Raw genomic sequence first — 15,288 nt, 5'->3', positions numbered from 1 at the left:
ATTCATCAGTATTTAAAATGTTCTGCGGTGACTTCTTCTCCTGCAGCCAGCATCACTGCCAGTTTCAGTCTCGCTTTTTTACTGTCGTACGAGCCGCCGTTTATCGCACCGTCTTTTTCGAACTGTGAGATTCCGCCTGAAAAATCATATGCGACCTTAACGTCACCTTCGTCGGAAGCACTTGTAATCACAACTTTAATTCCTGCATCAACTGCTCTTTTTACACCGGCAGCTACTAAATCATTTGCGTGTCCTCTGCCCATTGTTTCAATGACGAGTCCTGCAACTTTATGGTCAATTGCACAATCTATAAATTTTGCATCTGTGCCTAAGGCACATTTAATAATATCAACTTCCGGCAACTCACTTTCAACTTCATATGTATAGTTGTGTGCCGCATACTGATAGATCTTAACATCGTGGCCGTCCACCAAACCTAAATATCCTGTGCCTCCGCCTGAAAAGCCATCGACGTTCATGGCGCTAACTTTCTTCACGAATCTCGGCATAAATATTTTCGAGTTAAATAATACACTGACTCCAATTTTTGCAGCGCCAGCATCAGCAGCCAGCGTAATCGCATCCTGCAGATTTGCATATGCATCTGTCCCGACTAACTCCGGTCCCCTCTGTGAGCCTGTAAGGACAACGGCTTTTCCTGCCGGAATAACCTGACTTAAAAAGTAAGATGTTTCCTCAAGTGTATCGGTGCCGTGGGTAATGACGATGCCATCCACATCATCTTCACTGAGCGCTCTCAGCACTGCGTCCTTTATCGTCATTAAATTCTCAAAAGTGATGGCACTGCTTGAAACTTTTATAATTTCTTCCACACTGATATTAATATCCTCGTGTAAATCAAGTTTTTCCGCGAGTTCTTCTCCGCTGATTAGACCCGTTTGCTGCAGCCCCGTCTTCGGATCGCGTTTGCTGGCAATTGTTCCCGTTGTCAGCAGTTTGATATGTGACATACTCATTCCCCTTTATGTAATACTTTTGACCATATACAGTATAACAATAATTCGGGAAATGTAACCGCTTTACAGGTAATATTTCATCACAATCATTTCGCCTTTACTGCCCATCACACGATTGTCTGTGTCGACATAACCGCACTTTTTATATAAACCCTGTGCCGCAGTGTTTTTGACGTTAACCCCAAGCACAATGCCGTCGATATGAGGAATATGCTCTCTCATAAATTGAGGCAGCAGTTCAAGCGTTTTTCTCGCGTAGCCTTTACCCTGATGTATATGATTAGTGGAAAAAGAACGAAGTAAAATATCGTTCGGCTGATCGGAATAATGCTGCACTGCATCATTTTCATGGAGGACAAAGAACGTGACCAGTTCGCCATCATCCATACCGAGTATTGTGTGCCTGTCGTTATTGTTTTTAGATATCTCCACCGCTTCAAGAGGCAGAGCACTGTAGTAAAGCTGCTCCTCCGGCAGATAATAATTATTAATAAGATTGTCGTATTGCGGGGTGTAGTGGATTAGTTCCATATACATCCTCCTGTATAATTTCTTTAAAAACAGTCTACTCAAACGTCCCTTTCACAATAACCACTTTGTTTTCAATCATGTGCTGCCCTTTAGCGATGACGTGCTCGATTTCAAATGTGTCTTTAGACAATATATAATCTGCATCTAAACCTTCTGCGATTACACCTTTGTTTTTAAGCTTCAATGCTTCTGCGGTATTCGCTGTGACCAGTCTCAATACTTCTTCGACCGTCAGCTCTCCGCTTTTATCGTCTTAACTATTTGTTCATACATCGTTCGTGTACTCGCTACGCCTAAGCCCAGCAACTCGCCAGCTTCATTAAATACCGGCAGACTCCCGTTGCCGTCTGATGAGATGGTCAATTTAGACATATCACCCTTGTTCTTTTTATAATACGCAATCCATTCAAACGTTTCTTCATCTGCCGTAATATCAACAAAAGCACCGCGTGAAGCAAGTTTTATCGCGTCATCAAAAAGTGCCTTACTGCGTGTGACATGTGTGACGTGCAGGTTTGAGGCGGGCAGTTCATATTCATCAAGCAGCTGATGCAGAATCGATAAGTATGCTTTTCCAGGTCCTGTATGGAAGTGTGTAATGCCCGCTTTACCACTCAACATACCCCCGACTCTTGTCTGTCCGACTATCTTCGCCAGTTCGTGTACACTCGGCTGTCCCGAACGTGAGTCTGATATTGCGATTTCTGCAGTACCGATTACCTTATCGATTAAAATCGCATCGTCTTTTACATTTCCGGTAATCGTCGGTGTCTGTACATCGTAATTTCCCGTGTAAATATATGTAGAGATGCCTTCAATTTCAAGTCCCCGTGCTTTTGCGAGCAGTGATTCCAGATGACGTGTTGTTCCATCTGTTCCAAGGAGTCCTGCAACTGAAGTAATACCAGACTGAATAAGATCACTCAGCTGAACTTCCGGTGTGCGCGTTGCAAATCCGCCTTCTCCGCCGCCGCCGACGAGATGTATATGAGGATCAATAAAGCCAGGTGTAATGATATACCCGCCAGCATCAATGATTTTATAATCCACACCAATACCAGTAATTGATTCTTCATTAATATCTCCGATTTTCGCAATTTTATCGTTGAATATTAGAATAGATTGTTTTCCTAAACTTTCCGGTGCATATACTTCAGCATTTTTTATTAAAGTTATCATTCAATCATCTCCTGTATTTAATTATCCTTCATACTTCACTTGATATTTATTAACTACTTTAGCATAAAGCGATGCCAGCACTTGCTGGAACAGCATTCCGAATACGACCGGCATAGCGACTTTAGCCGGGAAGTAGGTAACTGCAATCACTGTACCGACAGCAATGTTTCTCATGCCGCCTAAAAATACAAGCGAAGTCACAGTCTTTGTATTTCGAAATAGTAAATGCCCGAATATTAAAGCGAAACCATAACCGGAACCGGCGAGTATAAAGACGAACAGGATAACCCCGATCAGTTCTAAAGTGATATCTGTTAAAAACGGGGCAACCGCACTGCTGTTAATCGCAACAATACCGAACAGGCTCAGTTTCGAGAACGGTGCGAGCGTCTGGCTCATCTTTTACCTGACCTCTTCTTAGTTCGCTGATTACCAGACCTAAAATCGACGGGATCACAATCATCCAGATTAAATCCAGAATAATTGAAGCTGTATCCAGCGTTACCGCTTCACCTGCGAGTGCATACAAAATCACCGGCAGTATAAACGGGGCAAGCAGTGTATCGATTAAGATAATCGACAGTCCGAGCGGGAAGTTCCCTCTGCATATGCTGATCCAAATAATACTCGTGACACCCGTCGGCACTGCCACTGAAATCACAAAACCGATAACAAGCAGGTGATCGTCAAAAATAAGTGTTGATAAAAAATACGCCCATAACGGCATAAATAAATGTATAAATAAAATAACAAATAAAATGGCGCCGGGATGTTTTTTAAACACTTTTACATCAGTAAATCTCATACCCAGGCTACCTGTAAATGTCATAAACGCAAATAAGAACGGGACTAAAAATAATAGATGAGCGCCGATATTATGAAATATCACCCCGATTAGAACACATAACGGCGTTAATATCGGCATCAATGACTGTATCTTGCTGTTAAAGGCATTCAGCACGTCTGCATCCTTCTTTCTGATTGATTAATCTTTTTTATATTTTTTCAGACCATCCAGTGCTTTTTGATATTCCTGACGCTGGCACATTGTAAGATTCGGGTCTGCCAGTCTCTCTTCTGCCCCTTCAATATTTCTTTTCACTTTTTCCTGATTCACATTACTGTTATATGCTTTATTTTTCTCGACACTTTTCCCTTTAATCAGCTTTACTGCTTCATTAATCATTTTCTTCATGAATGTTCACCTCTTATTTTATTCTTCTATTGCCGGTTTCTCTCTTACAGCTTCTGTCAGCATGTCAGCAAAGTTCTGTGCTGCTTTTGACAGCCTGTGGTCTTTCAGCCAGATTAATCCAACATCCCCTGTCAGGCGTTCTGATTTTGCGATTTTATGTACGTTTACCGGATACTCTCTGTACAGATGAAGCAGTGATTCAGGCACAATGGATATACCAAAATCAGTGGATACGAGTTCCATCATCAGCTTCAAATCAGAAAACTCGGCAATGACGTCCGGCTGTATTTTCGCTTTGGAAAATGCTTCGTGTATAGAATAATATACACCTAGTCCTTCAATACTTGGGAGAACCAACGGGTATTTTCCAATTTCTTTCAGTGTTGCATCACCACTGAAAAGTTTCTTCTCTTTTGAAGTCACGACGTAAAATGGTTCGCTGTATAAATGCTGCAGCGTAAAATCGTTAATTTCGAGGGGCAGTCTGACGATTGCCAGTTCTATTTCTCTCATCTTTAATAAGTAGCACAGCAGCGATGATTCGTTTTGCTGGACCTTATATTTAATCTTCGGGAACCTGCTTCTGAAGTCATGAAAGACTTCGTTCAGATTGGATAACGAAAAAGTATTAATGCCGACTGATAATCTGCCGTCCATACCCGCACCGACGTCTGCGACTTCACTTTTTGCTTCTTCCATCATCTGCGTAATTTGAATTGCGTATTTATATAATGTTTTACCCGCTTCTGTCAGTTCCAAAAACTTCCCGCTTCTTTCAAACAATTTTTCCCCAAGCGACTCTTCCATGTTTTTCAGCTGCTGGCTTAATGGCGGCTGCGACATAAACAGCTTCTTAGCGGCTGCTGATACTTGCTTTTCTTCTGCCAGCACTATAAAGTACCGTAATTGACGAATGTCCATGTTCCCACCTCATGTATATGATAAAAGTAATTAAAACCAATTATATTAATATTTTATGTATATCAATTTCAATGCTATCATAAGTATAAAGATATGAATAACACGAAACACTGGGGGACACGATTTGAACAAAATTTACAATAAGAATACTTTTCTGCTGCTTTTCGTCATTGCTGCCATTTCACTTAATCTCCGTTTAGGCATTACATCTGTCGGTCCGCTTATGGATACAATCCGCACGTCACTGTCCCTGTCCAATGCACAGGCCAGTCTTCTGACTACTGTTCCCGTTCTATGTATGGGAATCTTTGCATCACTCGCTACTGTTTAATAAAAGTACGGTTCTAAATTCACATTAATACTTATGCTGTCAGTCTTAGGTGTCGCAACAGCACTTCGCGGTTTCTTACCTGGCTTCTCAACACTGCTTATCACTGCATTTCTAATCGGTCTTGCGATTGCGGTACTCGGTCCGACAATGTCTTCTGTCATTAAAAATATTTCCCGGGGCACGCGGCCATTGCTATCGGAATTTCAACGTTCTTTATGAGCATGGGCTCTGCAGCAAGTGCTGCCTTCACAGGAATATTTTTTGAAGTGTCCGACTCGTTTATGTTTGCACTGGCTATCTGGTCAGCATTCGCATTGTTCGGCGTACTGGTCGTCGCTTTCGTCTTAAAACCGGCGACAGCAGCGAGCTGCCTAAGCAGAAGTGACAACAGTTAAACAAGTTCCCTTCTCCCTGGAAACAGCTTACACCCTATCTGTTCATGCTGTTTTATGCACTGCAGGCCGCCTTATATTTCTCAACAATTACATGGCTTGTGCCAATGTCAGTCGAAAACGGCATGACGATGATTCAGGGCGGTATGCTGTTAAGTGCCGTAATGTCCGTCCAGGTTATATTTAACCTCTTACTTCCAATAATGATGGAGAAATATCCGGGACGTAGAAACGGATCTATTTTATCCTCTTGGCAGGAACCGCTGCGACATTATTTGTTCTGGACTGGAGATCACACGTTAATGTGGATTGGAGCATTTATGATGGGCATTCCGCTCGGCGGCTTATACTCTGCGGCCTTGATGCTGCCGCTTGATGAAACACTTACCGCAAACGGGGCGAACTCCTGGACTGCAATGATGCAGACAGGCGGCTGTATTATCGGCGGACTGTTCCCGTTTGTTATCGGCTTTATTTATGACTCAACACAAAATCACAACTACACGATGATTATACTGCTTGTGATATATGCACTGGCATTTATACTGATTACGATTATCGGCAATAAAAAAGAAAATAATTTCGATAAATTTATAGTAGAACCTTCTGACATCTAAGTCGGAAGGTTTTTTCTTTCTTACTGAAATAATTGTGTTTATACTTATTGTAAGGATATTAAACTGACAGAAAATGGTGATTCGATGAGCGAAAATATTGTGGCCATTACGGGACCTACTTCAGGTATCGGTAGAGCAACGGCTTTAGAATTATCTAAGAAGGTTGACCGGATTGTACTCTTAGTCCGGAATTTAAATAAAGGTAAAGTCTTAAAAAGTCAAATAGAAGAGCAATTGACGGTTCAAGTGGATTTAGTTCATTGCGATTTAAGCGAACTTGCTTCAATCGAAAAAGCGGCAGCTGAAATGAAAGAGAAGTATGACTCAATTAATCACCTTGTTTTAAATGCAGGCGTGGTTTCTTTATCGAGACAGGAAACTAACGACGGTTTTGAAATAATGATGGGCACGAATTATATCGGCCATTTCTATCTGACTCATCTGCTGCTTCCGCTGGTACTTAACAGTGAAGTAAAACAAATTGTTGTCGTGTCATCGAACGGTTATAAATTCTCACCGATAACTGCACCGTATTTTAAACGGAAGAAATTTAATCCGGTTACGGGCTACGGCCAGTCAAAACTTGGAACGCTTTACTTAATGCAGGCATTATATGATGCGTATCATGAACAGGGCTTGAAAACGACTGCTGTTCATCCGGGTGCTGTATCGACTAATTTAGGTAAAACGCCGAAAAATGAACGCTTCGGCAATCTGGTTTATAAAGCACTGGATCCGTTTTTTCTGTCCCCTGATGAGGGCAGTGCATCGACAGTACTCGCTGTGCAGTCACCCGAAAAATATAACGGTAAGTATATGCATAATGGAGAAATTCTCCCGCTCAAAAAGCATGGTAATGATATAGATGCACGGAACTATCTCATATCAGCGACACTGGATGTACTAAATTTAACTCACTTATAAATATAAATAGTAAGGCGTGATGCTATGACTGTGCTTTTAATGTTACTTTTAACTCTATCCATGTATCCGATAGTGAAGATTATATTTTATATGCCGATTTCGGCATTACTGAAAAATAATCAGAACAGAAAGTCTCTTTCACTTATTTTAACTGCGGTAATGACAGCTATCCTGTTTATAATCCTGCTTGTTCTTGCGTACACAACGATGGGTTACACACTGACAAACGATAAAAGTATTTTCGATTCTGGACCCGAGTTTTATTCCTTTATTGGATTCACCTACGTTCTTGGACTATTTGCAGCAGTGGTTTTATTAGTTTTGAAATTCATCAATAGGAAATCGTCAGAACCACTTGAAGCAGCTGATACTGATTCAAAAGCCCTGATTGAAGATAAACAAAATAAGCTGTCAGGCTTCGAGAATATTATTCTGACCCTCGTAATTGCTGGGTTTGCTGGATTTATTCTTTTTATCTTTTACATTGTATAAAACAGGTGACAGACGAAACGTCTGCCACCTGTTTTAGTTAAAGATTGCCCTTATTACCTGCATAATTAAACGCGGTATATAGAGTACTATCTCAAATATTCCGAATGCTGTATCAGTCTTACTCACCGGCCCTGCAAGCTGTCTTTTATTCTTTGATCGCAACTTCGCAGGGTCGATGTATTCAGGATCCTTTGATTGATTCATATTCTATCCCTCACTTCTCAGCAAAATCATCTCATTCTCTTTAATTTTAAGCTGTCTTAATTTCTCTTCGTCTGCACTATCAGAGATTAGAATATCAAAACTTGTATCGTATATTTCTTTTGCTTTCAATTTCACTTCTTTAAATTTCGTATCTGCTGCAATCTCATATTGCGTATTCTGTATCTTGTTGAATAAATCATTTGCTCTGACTTGTGCGCTTAAATCAGACTCGTTTACTTTTGCTTCAATAATTGCTTGTCTGACTGCATATTTGATAACAAAATAAAATACAAATGCTGCGAATAGTATTGCGATAAATGTTCCCATTACGAATTACTCCTTAGATGAATTATTTTCTTTAACGAATTTATATGAATTGAAAAAGAATGAAATTACAATAATTACCACAAATATTATTGTTACTCCTATACCGCTGACTCGTAAAAAATCTGGTGGATAAGGATAGCTTTCAGTATATATGTTGAGACTGTTGCTAAATATAAAAAACAACATTGATGTAATAAAAACTATATTAACAATTTTACTTAACACTGTTTCTTTAACCAGTATCAAATCACCGTCTTTGACTTCAATCCGGTCGGTGCGGTCCAACGGTTGATCGTAAGTCAGTGTACCAGATTCCCCCGGTATCTCCATAGTTCTTGTATGAAAACCGCCGAGAAACCACGTTGCCCTTTTCACAGTAATCTTCATGCTTTATCCCCTTTCAGCAAAAACGCATTCTTCATAATTCCTGAGAAAGTCTAACCATATCGATACATTGTATTCCGTTCTCAAAAATCTCTTCTTCATAGTGTCTTATAAAGAAATCCTTATCCACGCCTGTAATCCTGAAGCCGCATTTCTGATACAGTGCGAGTTGATCAATACTTGAGTTTCCAGTACCAACTTCAAGCGTTTTAAAGCCCAGGTCTTTTGATTTTTGAATTGCATCTTTAACCAGAGCTTTCCCTATACCTTTGCCCTGATGTTGTTCATAGACTGCGATATTAATCAGTTCAGCGGTGTCATCACTAGTTTCCACCAGTACGTAGACACCTACTGCCTGATTATCGATTTCCGCTATATAACAGTGACCTCTGTCCAAGTAGTCTTTAACAACTGTTTCGGACGGGTCAGCTGTCAGCAGTAATGCCATCGGCGGTTGTTCATTCTCTGTCAGTAATCTTGTTTCCATGCTTTATCCCCTTTAAAGCATTATTTCATAATATCCGCTTCCGATGCTTTCTTCGCTTTAACCGCTCTGTAAGTAATCGTGAAGAGTATTGCCAGTAAGTTCAAGCTGAACATAGCAATGTAGTACGTACTGATATTACCTTCCAGGATGTAAGTCCCGTAACGTAAAGTGTTGAGTGTGAGCAGAACATATAAAAAAAAAAACCCACCATTATTCATAGTCTTTATCCCCTTCGTTATTACACTCTTCTCTATTTATGTATTTATACTTATCTTATCATATTTTATATGTGGTAAACTCCTAATAATACAAGTGTCAGGGGGATATTCTTATGAAGATAATATTGATATTTGGTCCGCAGGCAGTCGGCAAGATGACTATAGGTGAAAAAGTTGGTTCAGCGTTTAATCTGCCGCTTCTCCACAATCATGTCACGCTGGATGCGATATGGCCGTATATCGGCTGGAATAAGGATACTTTCAGATTGTCTGATCAGATTCGTATGGGGATTTTTGAACATATTGCTGAAGATGAGTCACATGAAGGAATAATTTTCACGTTTGTCTGGGCATTTGATATGCAGGAAGACTGGAATTACATAAAAACAATTAAAGAGATTTTTAATAAGGAACCTCATGAAATTTATTTCGTGGAGCTGGCTGCTGATCTTGAAGAGAGAATCAGACGGAATACGACTGAGTACAGACTGGAGAAGAAACCTTCGAAAAGGAATATTGAGTTCTCACATGCAGAACTGACGAGCTCCAGAGAAACATCGACTGAATTCATATGAAAATGAGATTCAGGAAGATAAATATCTCAAGCTGGATGTGACAACCCTAACTGCTGAAGAGTCGAGTGAGAGAATAATTGATTGGATTAATGACAACTAGAATATATAAGGGGATTTAAAATGGAAGTATTTATAGAATGGCTTATCATTTTTCTACTTTTTCTTGCAACAACATTCGCAGTTTCAATTTTTGTTAATTTTATGAACCGAGATGACAAAAGACTGCCGTGGAAAAAATAATTATCTTTGCAGTGAGTTTCAGTGTAATATTCTGTGGCGTTGCATTTATTTTAGACACGCTTAGAAATTATTAATATTACAGACAAATCTAGATTTATACATTATGTAATAGTTGAATTTCATATTTAATCTTTGCCTGAATGTTGCACTATTTTTACAGAGAGAGTGTTTGTTTGAAAAATGAATTAATAACTTCAAAAAAGCATGGTGTAATTAGCTATAGTTCTCTAATAATAGGAGTTATTTGTTTCTTCATGGTTTTTACCAACTACAAGAATAGCTAACGTTGGAAGTTTAGCTGGAGATTATATAACATTTGTATTTACTGGTGTGGGTATCATATTATCCATTATTGGACTTGTGAGAAAAGCAGAGAGAAATACCATTCCAATTATATCTTTAGTCCTTTCCTCGTCTTTCTTTATTTTTTGGTTTATCGTAATTTCCTTACTGGTTACTGGTCAAATGGACTTTGCTCCTTGATTAAAAAACTAATCTCTCACCCTGAAATAATGGAGTGAGAGATTTTTGTATTGGCCTATCTGTTTAGCAAAATCAGTTTATGTGTTTTAAAGAAGAATCCAATTAATGCAATGACGAATATGATTCCGAAAATAATTCGTTCCATCATCATCAATTCTTCATAGTTGGGATATTTCGTAAAATTAATAATCCCAAGGCCACTTGAAAACAGGTATATCATCAATGCAACAAATAATAAACTAAATAATTTTCCACTCATTGTTTCTTCAACTTGAACAATATCTCCGCTTTTTACATTAAGACAATCACTCCGGCCAATTGGCTGGTGATATTTCAATTCCCCTTCGTCTTCATCTGTCCGAATTTCCATATCCTGTGAGCCGTAAAGTGTGCCGACCGATTTATTATTGTACCTTAATCTTACGGGCATAAATGCACTAAGAATCCACAGCTTCCTTTTAACTTTTACACTCATTTTTCCCCATCCTTTGTATCTAGTTAAATAATAGTGCTTATCATAATGATTAGTTCTGTTAATTCATATAAAATAAAATCCGACACCTACGATGACTACATCGGCAAAAAGAAAGACTGCCAAATAAATATAATTTTTATATGTTTTTCTTCCTGTCTTGCCGTGCTTCTCACGGCTAAATACCCCAGTATAGAAATTGCTATTATACTTACTGCAAACAGAATAAGATTATTCATATTTGTTTCCTCTCGAACTGTCCTGAAAATCTATTTTATACTTTGAGAGTTCTAATAAACCTTTTTTCTGAAGCACGTATATTATTATAAGTGCAAGAACTGGTGTGAAAGAAAGGAAAACACTTCCTATTGTCATCCAAACCATAGGTGCAAGTACAAAAAGTGAACCAAAGTATGCAGATAACCCATTGTTTTTATTTAAGCCGGATGCAAATAGAAACAGACCGGCTGCTGCAAGAATAAGAATCGATATATCAAGTAATATCATATCCACCCTCCTAATTACTTTTGTAATATCTTCTTTTATACCTTTGATTAATAGTCACTTCCCCTGTTATATGCGAGTTGTTATTCATAGATAACGGATTTCAATGATGTCTCATTTCCGTATAAAATCTCAGCATCTCTATGTCAGATCCTTGATTAAATTCAATCATCTGCACAGTGATATCTTCGCTTTCACCAGGTTCATTAAAGTGGATTTCTAAAGTATCTTTTCCTCATTTACAGAAACCTCACTGCCTTTTTCAATATAGGCATAGATAACTTTTTCTGAAAAATCATTTTCCACCATGAACAAATCGCCTTTCTCAGGCTTTTCTGTAATTGACGGATGCATCTCACCTTCAGAACTTTCACTAACTGTAGTGGTTTCATTGGTACTGCATGCTGAGACTGTGAATAATGTTAAACAAAATCAAAGTTTTCTTCAAATGAATTCTCCTTTACTGATTCATTCTGAAATTTCATTTTTACTCTGCTATTATTTACAGTGTAACAAATTATATGAATGCTGTTTTTCCATCTATATCATCAGGAGTCTGGAGCATATCAAAATGAAAATTTTATCACTATCTAATTTCTTTCTGTGTACAGCTATATTAAGCATACATATTTTACATTTAATTTCTGTATGGAATACAATACCGGATACTATCTTCTTAATGTATTCAGGTGAAACTCCTAGTCAGACCGGCCCAAAAGAATTATTATTCTTAGTCCCTGCATTAGCATTATTATTATGGCTCGTCATTCTTTTCTTAAACTCTAAAAAAGAAAAGTTCAATTACATAAACTTAACTGAAAAGAACAAAAAGATTCAGTACAAAGCAATGGATAGAATGCTGGTATCAATACAGATATTATCTTTTATCGGATTCATCAGCATTAATGAATCATTCCTGAGAGATACATTAGGATTAAATTCAGCATTCTATATAACCGCAGGATTAGTTTTCGCTATTCTGTGTGCAGTGCCTCCGATTATATGGACAATCTGGTCAAGGACAGCTCTAAATAAATTTGAGATTCGTTATTAGTTAAGTGTTATACACAGAGAAAGTCCAAATCAATTTTGATATGGACTTCTTATTATTTTTTTAAATTTTTATTATTTCTAACATGGTATGTCTTTCTGCTAGGTAGTTCTAAACAGTTTAACTGTCCACCGTATGTGGCAGCTCCATCAATTCCTATTATATTGTTATCACCAAAATAGACGTTGTGATCTTTTTTCTTACGAATAATAGAGACCGGTGTATGACCGAAGACAACCGTTTTATAATCTGCATACTTCTCATAAAATAATTCTCGAATCCATAAAAATGTATGACGTTCATTTTCTTCAAACAGAATATCCGGTCTGATACCTGCATGAACGAATATGTAGTTATCCTGTTCGTAAAAATAATCCATTGCTCTGATAAAGATACATGGTTTTTAAACTCATCAGTTTCAGGCAGCATCGTGCTGTTGATTGATGAATCGTAACTTTGTAAAGTAGAAAGTGCTCCTGCTCTCTGCCAGCGCTTCCATGCATCAGGCTTATTATCGACAGCAGACACCATCATGTCATCGTGGTTTCCTTTTAAAACGATTGCACCTTGTTCCCTTAATTCCATTACACGTTCCAATACTCCTTTCGAATCTGGACCTCGGTCTATGTAATCACCAAGTAAAATTAACTGATCTTTATCAGCAGTATATTTCACCTTTTTTAATAACTTATTTAAAAGTTTTAACTCCCCATGAATATCATTAATAATTAATGTTCTTCGCACAGACTTCCCCCTGAAAAAATAATCTATTCTTTAGATAATTACCTAAGTGTATCTTCCTCAATTTTTTAATCTTCATGACTCTCCTCCTGAAGAACATATTCAGAAACACATCTTTGATTTAAGAATACTATATACAGTAAGCGTTTACAAAAATGATAGTACAGATATAATTGAATAAAAACGAATCATTTTTTAACTTAATAGATGGGGTGAATTTATGTATATAGATATTTTTAATGAAGTTGTTGATATCATGCAGAATGATTATGCCGGATATAAAGATAAACAAGGATGGGATTTTCCTGATAAATATCGTGAAAACATTCAAAAATTAAGTAATCAACGTCAGATAGATGATTATACTTTTATAAACATTGTTAATGATTATCTATTAGATTTTAAAGATCCACATATGTTTTTCATTGCTAAAGATGAGCATTCAAAAACAAATAAGGATATCGGATTTAAAGTAAGACGTTTTAACGATGTTATCTACGTTACTGAGGTTATGAGTGAAACAAGATTGAAAGTGGGAGATAGAATAATCGCTTTAGATAATCTTGCAGTAAGTGAATTATCTCTTAAAACAAAAGAGAATTGAGAGATGAAATACCTGAACGTCAGAGATGGGAAAGCATTATTGAAAATACGATACAATATACATAGAGAATAATGGTCACGAAGTTACGAGTTTTAATCTGAAACTTTACGAGAAACAACCGTACACACCCATTCATTCTTTAGAAAAGCTAAATCATAATACATTAAAATGACGCTTACCGATTTCTTTTCCCCCGATCCTATAGAAAAGATTTTAAAGGATACAAAATAATTTTGAGTGATTTAAAAAATCTCATCATAGACGTACGTAAAAACAGAGGCGGCAGTGATGCAAGTTTTGAGCAGCTTTTACCTTTATTTTTTCCAAAAGGAAAAACGATTAACCTCGATAATTATAAAATGGATTTTAATATCACAAAAAGAACGGCAGATTTGCAGATTAAAGGACTTAAGTCATTAAAAAACACTTCAACAGATATATGCTTTTAAAGAAAACTTAAATAGTATTATTGATTTCTTTAAAGAAAATTCCGGTAAAGGATTCATCTCTTTTGAAAATGGTGGAGAATTTGAAGTTGAAGGCTCTGAATACCCTAAAAATATAATTGTATTAGCGGATGTATATTGCGGCAGTGCAGGTGATATATTCGTAGACATTGCCAGCAGATCGTATAAAGTAACTGTCATAGGAAGACCGACAGCTGGATTAAACGATTATTCCAATTTAATTAATAAAGATTGGAATGAAAAGTTCTCACTGTATTACCCGACGTCCAGAATGGTTTCTCTCGATAATGGTATCAAAGACACAGGAGTGAAGCCTGATACATGTGTGAAATGGACACCTGAACATCTACAAACAGATATAGATATGAATACTGCTTTAAACCTTATAAAAGAACAATAATTTAGAGTTTACTATCTCATTTTTTAAGGAGTGACCATGATGAAACCGGAAATAATGATTGTAGGTACTCAACACTATCATGAAGTATTCAGTTACTCAGATCCGGACGAACAATTTTTGGAAAGTGTTAACACTCTTAGGAATTCATTAATCAAATTCCAGCCAACTCGTATATGTATTGAACAGGATGAAAAAATCCAGAACGTTATTAATGAAAGCTTCTACAGGTATAATCCAGCTATTTTCTACAAAAATGAAGCTTATGATTTAGGTTTTTATATTGCTAAAAAATTAAATCTATCCTCTGTGATAGCCATGGACTGGATGGAACAGGACTACGGGGTTCACGGAATGAGTAATGTTTACGAATGGGCTAAAAACAACGATTTCTCGTTCATTGAATTGATTGATGAGATAAAGGTTCATCATGATGAACTTAGTAAGTTGAATGACTCTCATAAAATAACTTTGAAATTGAATAAACCTGACAGCTATAAAAGGGATGAACAGTTATATGGCCGTATTGCATACGGCGCTGCTAAGTTACCATAAAAACGCGATTTACGATACCA

The 15,288-nt window shown here is 37.5% G+C and carries 29 protein-coding genes and 2 pseudogenes; 13 read left to right on the top strand and 18 right to left on the bottom strand.

Going from position 1 to position 15,288, the window contains the following annotated elements:
• Positions 1 to 5: 5 nt before the first annotated feature.
• The 8 genes from G4D76_RS11455 to G4D76_RS11430 form a co-directional block, all read right to left on the bottom strand.
• A complete protein-coding gene (locus G4D76_RS11455; RefSeq protein WP_250129961.1) occupies positions 6 to 971 on the bottom strand; it encodes an asparaginase in 966 nt (321 codons plus the stop codon).
• Positions 972 to 1,040: 69 nt separating this feature from the next.
• Positions 1,041 to 1,508 (bottom strand): GNAT family N-acetyltransferase, encoded by a 468-nt coding sequence (locus tag G4D76_RS11450; RefSeq protein ID WP_213809944.1) that lies wholly within the window; start codon positions 1,506 to 1,508, stop codon positions 1,041 to 1,043.
• 34 nt (positions 1,509 to 1,542) lie between these two features.
• Entirely contained in the window at positions 1,543 to 1,725 is a 183-nt protein-coding gene (locus G4D76_RS15355; RefSeq protein ID WP_250129960.1) for an amidohydrolase family protein, read from the bottom strand.
• Positions 1,726 to 1,739: 14 nt separating this feature from the next.
• Positions 1,740 to 2,687 (bottom strand): beta-aspartyl-peptidase, encoded by a 948-nt coding sequence (gene iadA, locus G4D76_RS11445; RefSeq protein WP_250129959.1) that lies wholly within the window; start codon positions 2,685 to 2,687, stop codon positions 1,740 to 1,742.
• Positions 2,688 to 2,708: 21 nt separating this feature from the next.
• Entirely contained in the window at positions 2,709 to 3,086 is a 378-nt protein-coding gene (locus tag G4D76_RS15350; protein ID WP_250129958.1) for a hypothetical protein, read from the bottom strand.
• Positions 3,028 to 3,648: a bile acid:sodium symporter family protein gene (locus G4D76_RS15345; RefSeq protein ID WP_250129957.1), complete on the bottom strand. Its 621-nt coding sequence runs from the start codon at positions 3,646 to 3,648 to the stop codon at positions 3,028 to 3,030. The genes G4D76_RS15350 and G4D76_RS15345 overlap by 59 nt, the downstream gene beginning before the upstream one ends.
• 24 nt (positions 3,649 to 3,672) lie before the next feature.
• Entirely contained in the window at positions 3,673 to 3,882 is a 210-nt protein-coding gene (locus G4D76_RS11435; RefSeq protein WP_213809943.1) for a hypothetical protein, read from the bottom strand.
• A gap of 18 nt (positions 3,883 to 3,900) precedes the next feature.
• The gene (locus G4D76_RS11430; RefSeq protein ID WP_213809942.1) at positions 3,901 to 4,803 is read right to left on the bottom strand and encodes a LysR family transcriptional regulator; all 903 of its coding nucleotides are present in this window, start codon (positions 4,801 to 4,803) and stop codon (positions 3,901 to 3,903) included.
• A gap of 124 nt (positions 4,804 to 4,927) precedes the next feature.
• Between G4D76_RS11430 and G4D76_RS11425 the strand changes: the two genes are divergently transcribed.
• The 6 genes from G4D76_RS11425 (at position 4,928) to G4D76_RS11400 (ending at position 7,559) form a co-directional block, all read left to right on the top strand.
• Positions 4,928 to 5,134: a hypothetical protein gene (locus G4D76_RS11425; RefSeq protein WP_213809941.1), complete on the top strand. Its 207-nt coding sequence runs from the start codon at positions 4,928 to 4,930 to the stop codon at positions 5,132 to 5,134.
• A 33-nt stretch (positions 5,135 to 5,167) separates the two neighbouring features.
• A complete protein-coding gene (locus tag G4D76_RS11420) occupies positions 5,168 to 5,353 on the top strand; it encodes a hypothetical protein (RefSeq protein WP_213809940.1) in 186 nt (61 codons plus the stop codon).
• Positions 5,350 to 5,529: a hypothetical protein gene (locus tag G4D76_RS11415; RefSeq protein WP_213809939.1), complete on the top strand. Its 180-nt coding sequence runs from the start codon at positions 5,350 to 5,352 to the stop codon at positions 5,527 to 5,529. The genes G4D76_RS11420 and G4D76_RS11415 overlap by 4 nt, the downstream gene beginning before the upstream one ends.
• A gap of 104 nt (positions 5,530 to 5,633) precedes the next feature.
• Positions 5,634 to 6,143: a hypothetical protein gene (locus G4D76_RS11410; RefSeq protein ID WP_213809938.1), complete on the top strand. Its 510-nt coding sequence runs from the start codon at positions 5,634 to 5,636 to the stop codon at positions 6,141 to 6,143.
• An 84-nt stretch (positions 6,144 to 6,227) separates the two neighbouring features.
• On the top strand, positions 6,228 to 7,067 hold the full coding sequence (locus tag G4D76_RS11405) for an SDR family NAD(P)-dependent oxidoreductase (RefSeq protein ID WP_213809937.1): 840 nt from the start codon (positions 6,228 to 6,230) through the stop codon (positions 7,065 to 7,067).
• A 24-nt stretch (positions 7,068 to 7,091) separates the two neighbouring features.
• Positions 7,092 to 7,559 (top strand): hypothetical protein, encoded by a 468-nt coding sequence (locus G4D76_RS11400; RefSeq protein ID WP_213809936.1) that lies wholly within the window; start codon positions 7,092 to 7,094, stop codon positions 7,557 to 7,559.
• Between the two features lie 33 nt (positions 7,560 to 7,592).
• On the opposite strand, the gene G4D76_RS11395 is transcribed toward G4D76_RS11400, so the two are convergent.
• Genes G4D76_RS11395 through G4D76_RS11375 form a run of 5 tightly spaced genes read right to left on the bottom strand, consistent with a single transcriptional unit; the run spans position 7,593 to position 9,179 of the window.
• On the bottom strand, positions 7,593 to 7,763 hold the full coding sequence (locus G4D76_RS11395) for a hypothetical protein (protein WP_213809935.1): 171 nt from the start codon (positions 7,761 to 7,763) through the stop codon (positions 7,593 to 7,595).
• A gap of 3 nt (positions 7,764 to 7,766) precedes the next feature.
• Positions 7,767 to 8,090 (bottom strand): hypothetical protein, encoded by a 324-nt coding sequence (locus G4D76_RS11390; protein ID WP_213809934.1) that lies wholly within the window; start codon positions 8,088 to 8,090, stop codon positions 7,767 to 7,769.
• A gap of 6 nt (positions 8,091 to 8,096) precedes the next feature.
• Positions 8,097 to 8,477 (bottom strand): hypothetical protein, encoded by a 381-nt coding sequence (locus G4D76_RS11385; RefSeq protein WP_213809933.1) that lies wholly within the window; start codon positions 8,475 to 8,477, stop codon positions 8,097 to 8,099.
• Between the two features lie 31 nt (positions 8,478 to 8,508).
• Positions 8,509 to 8,961 (bottom strand): GNAT family N-acetyltransferase, encoded by a 453-nt coding sequence (locus G4D76_RS11380; protein WP_213809932.1) that lies wholly within the window; start codon positions 8,959 to 8,961, stop codon positions 8,509 to 8,511.
• Positions 8,962 to 8,981: 20 nt separating this feature from the next.
• Positions 8,982 to 9,179: a hypothetical protein gene (locus G4D76_RS11375; RefSeq protein WP_213809931.1), complete on the bottom strand. Its 198-nt coding sequence runs from the start codon at positions 9,177 to 9,179 to the stop codon at positions 8,982 to 8,984.
• 113 nt (positions 9,180 to 9,292) lie between these two features.
• Here G4D76_RS11375 and G4D76_RS11370 point away from each other — a divergent pair, with 113 nt between their 5' ends.
• Complete coding sequence (locus tag G4D76_RS11370) at positions 9,293 to 9,754, top strand: DEAD/DEAH box helicase family protein (protein ID WP_213809930.1); 462 nt, start codon at positions 9,293 to 9,295, stop codon at positions 9,752 to 9,754.
• 413 nt (positions 9,755 to 10,167) lie between these two features.
• Positions 10,168 to 10,477: pseudogene (locus tag G4D76_RS11365) on the top strand (hypothetical protein).
• Positions 10,478 to 10,532: 55 nt separating this feature from the next.
• On the opposite strand, the gene G4D76_RS11360 reads toward G4D76_RS11365, so the two are convergent.
• From G4D76_RS11360 to G4D76_RS16180, 3 genes are all read right to left on the bottom strand, one after another.
• Positions 10,533 to 10,952: a hypothetical protein gene (locus G4D76_RS11360; RefSeq protein ID WP_213809929.1), complete on the bottom strand. Its 420-nt coding sequence runs from the start codon at positions 10,950 to 10,952 to the stop codon at positions 10,533 to 10,535.
• A 228-nt stretch (positions 10,953 to 11,180) separates the two neighbouring features.
• Positions 11,181 to 11,456, bottom strand: coding sequence for a hypothetical protein (locus tag G4D76_RS11355; RefSeq protein WP_213809928.1), 276 nt, complete (start codon positions 11,454 to 11,456; stop codon positions 11,181 to 11,183).
• A gap of 216 nt (positions 11,457 to 11,672) precedes the next feature.
• Positions 11,673 to 11,807, bottom strand: coding sequence for a hypothetical protein (locus tag G4D76_RS16180; RefSeq protein WP_256440477.1), 135 nt, complete (start codon positions 11,805 to 11,807; stop codon positions 11,673 to 11,675).
• A gap of 217 nt (positions 11,808 to 12,024) precedes the next feature.
• On the opposite strand from G4D76_RS16180, the gene G4D76_RS11350 reads away from it, so the two are divergent.
• On the top strand, positions 12,025 to 12,507 hold the full coding sequence (locus G4D76_RS11350) for a hypothetical protein (RefSeq protein WP_213809927.1): 483 nt from the start codon (positions 12,025 to 12,027) through the stop codon (positions 12,505 to 12,507).
• 52 nt (positions 12,508 to 12,559) lie between these two features.
• Here the strand turns inward: G4D76_RS11350 and G4D76_RS17090 are convergent, their stop codons facing one another.
• Complete coding sequence (locus G4D76_RS17090; RefSeq protein WP_371814709.1) at positions 12,560 to 12,883, bottom strand: metallophosphoesterase family protein; 324 nt, start codon at positions 12,881 to 12,883, stop codon at positions 12,560 to 12,562.
• Positions 12,884 to 12,993: 110 nt separating this feature from the next.
• A pseudogene (locus G4D76_RS17085) lies at positions 12,994 to 13,248 on the bottom strand (metallophosphoesterase); the annotation flags it as partial.
• Positions 13,249 to 13,465: 217 nt separating this feature from the next.
• Here G4D76_RS17085 and G4D76_RS11340 point away from each other — a divergent pair.
• The 4 genes from G4D76_RS11340 (at position 13,466) to G4D76_RS11325 (ending at position 15,268) form a co-directional block, all read left to right on the top strand.
• Positions 13,466 to 13,849 carry a S41 family peptidase gene (locus G4D76_RS11340; RefSeq protein WP_213809926.1) on the top strand — a complete coding sequence of 128 codons (384 nt, stop codon included), beginning with the start codon at positions 13,466 to 13,468 and terminating at the stop codon, positions 13,847 to 13,849.
• A gap of 233 nt (positions 13,850 to 14,082) precedes the next feature.
• Complete coding sequence (locus G4D76_RS11335) at positions 14,083 to 14,298, top strand: S41 family peptidase (protein ID WP_213809925.1); 216 nt, start codon at positions 14,083 to 14,085, stop codon at positions 14,296 to 14,298.
• Positions 14,285 to 14,716, top strand: coding sequence for a S41 family peptidase (locus tag G4D76_RS17080; RefSeq protein ID WP_213811045.1), 432 nt, complete (start codon positions 14,285 to 14,287; stop codon positions 14,714 to 14,716). The genes G4D76_RS11335 and G4D76_RS17080 overlap by 14 nt, the downstream gene beginning before the upstream one ends.
• 36 nt (positions 14,717 to 14,752) lie before the next feature.
• Positions 14,753 to 15,268, top strand: a complete 516-nt coding sequence (locus G4D76_RS11325) for a DUF5694 domain-containing protein (protein WP_213809924.1) — start codon at positions 14,753 to 14,755, stop codon at positions 15,266 to 15,268.
• Positions 15,269 to 15,288 lie beyond the last annotated feature (20 nt).

It is taken from the genome of Jeotgalicoccus sp. WY2, assembly GCF_018437745.1.
In the GTDB taxonomy this organism is placed as follows: Bacteria; Bacillota; Bacilli; order Staphylococcales; family Salinicoccaceae; genus Jeotgalicoccus; species Jeotgalicoccus psychrophilus.
The sequence above is the reverse complement of the archived record's forward strand: the minus strand, read 5'-3'. Positions and strand labels throughout refer to the sequence as shown.

What these genes read in the sequence shown, in the direction of transcription:
- G4D76_RS11455 (WP_250129961.1), bottom strand. Translation starts at nt 971, where the DNA reads ATGTCACATATCAAACTGCTGACAACGGGAACAATTGCCAGCAAACGC.
- G4D76_RS11450 (WP_213809944.1), bottom strand. Translation starts at nt 1,508, where the DNA reads ATGGAACTAATCCACTACACCCCGCAATACGACAATCTTATTAATAAT.
- iadA (WP_250129959.1), bottom strand. Translation starts at nt 2,687, where the DNA reads ATGATAACTTTAATAAAAAATGCTGAAGTATATGCACCGGAAAGTTTA.
- G4D76_RS15350 (WP_250129958.1), bottom strand. Translation starts at nt 3,086, where the DNA reads ATGAGCCAGACGCTCGCACCGTTCTCGAAACTGAGCCTGTTCGGTATT.
- G4D76_RS11435 (WP_213809943.1), bottom strand. Translation starts at nt 3,882, where the DNA reads ATGAAGAAAATGATTAATGAAGCAGTAAAGCTGATTAAAGGGAAAAGT.
- G4D76_RS11430 (WP_213809942.1), bottom strand. Translation starts at nt 4,803, where the DNA reads ATGGACATTCGTCAATTACGGTACTTTATAGTGCTGGCAGAAGAAAAG.
- G4D76_RS11420 (WP_213809940.1), top strand. Translation starts at nt 5,168, where the DNA reads ATGCTGTCAGTCTTAGGTGTCGCAACAGCACTTCGCGGTTTCTTACCT.
- G4D76_RS11415 (WP_213809939.1), top strand. Translation starts at nt 5,350, where the DNA reads ATGAGCATGGGCTCTGCAGCAAGTGCTGCCTTCACAGGAATATTTTTT.
- G4D76_RS11410 (WP_213809938.1), top strand. Translation starts at nt 5,634, where the DNA reads ATGTCAGTCGAAAACGGCATGACGATGATTCAGGGCGGTATGCTGTTA.
- G4D76_RS11405 (WP_213809937.1), top strand. Translation starts at nt 6,228, where the DNA reads ATGAGCGAAAATATTGTGGCCATTACGGGACCTACTTCAGGTATCGGT.
- G4D76_RS11400 (WP_213809936.1), top strand. Translation starts at nt 7,092, where the DNA reads ATGACTGTGCTTTTAATGTTACTTTTAACTCTATCCATGTATCCGATA.
- G4D76_RS11395 (WP_213809935.1), bottom strand. Translation starts at nt 7,763, where the DNA reads ATGAATCAATCAAAGGATCCTGAATACATCGACCCTGCGAAGTTGCGA.
- G4D76_RS11390 (WP_213809934.1), bottom strand. Translation starts at nt 8,090, where the DNA reads ATGGGAACATTTATCGCAATACTATTCGCAGCATTTGTATTTTATTTT.
- G4D76_RS11385 (WP_213809933.1), bottom strand. Translation starts at nt 8,477, where the DNA reads ATGAAGATTACTGTGAAAAGGGCAACGTGGTTTCTCGGCGGTTTTCAT.
- G4D76_RS11380 (WP_213809932.1), bottom strand. Translation starts at nt 8,961, where the DNA reads ATGGAAACAAGATTACTGACAGAGAATGAACAACCGCCGATGGCATTA.
- G4D76_RS11375 (WP_213809931.1), bottom strand. Translation starts at nt 9,179, where the DNA reads ATGAATAATGGTGGGTTTTTTTTTTTATATGTTCTGCTCACACTCAAC.
- G4D76_RS11370 (WP_213809930.1), top strand. Translation starts at nt 9,293, where the DNA reads ATGAAGATAATATTGATATTTGGTCCGCAGGCAGTCGGCAAGATGACT.
- G4D76_RS11360 (WP_213809929.1), bottom strand. Translation starts at nt 10,952, where the DNA reads ATGAGTGTAAAAGTTAAAAGGAAGCTGTGGATTCTTAGTGCATTTATG.
- G4D76_RS11355 (WP_213809928.1), bottom strand. Translation starts at nt 11,456, where the DNA reads ATGATATTACTTGATATATCGATTCTTATTCTTGCAGCAGCCGGTCTG.
- G4D76_RS16180 (WP_256440477.1), bottom strand. Translation starts at nt 11,807, where the DNA reads ATGCATCCGTCAATTACAGAAAAGCCTGAGAAAGGCGATTTGTTCATG.
- G4D76_RS11350 (WP_213809927.1), top strand. Translation starts at nt 12,025, where the DNA reads ATGAAAATTTTATCACTATCTAATTTCTTTCTGTGTACAGCTATATTA.
- G4D76_RS17090 (WP_371814709.1), bottom strand. Translation starts at nt 12,883, where the DNA reads ATGGATTATTTTTACGAACAGGATAACTACATATTCGTTCATGCAGGT.
- G4D76_RS11340 (WP_213809926.1), top strand. Translation starts at nt 13,466, where the DNA reads ATGTATATAGATATTTTTAATGAAGTTGTTGATATCATGCAGAATGAT.
- G4D76_RS11325 (WP_213809924.1), top strand. Translation starts at nt 14,753, where the DNA reads ATGATGAAACCGGAAATAATGATTGTAGGTACTCAACACTATCATGAA.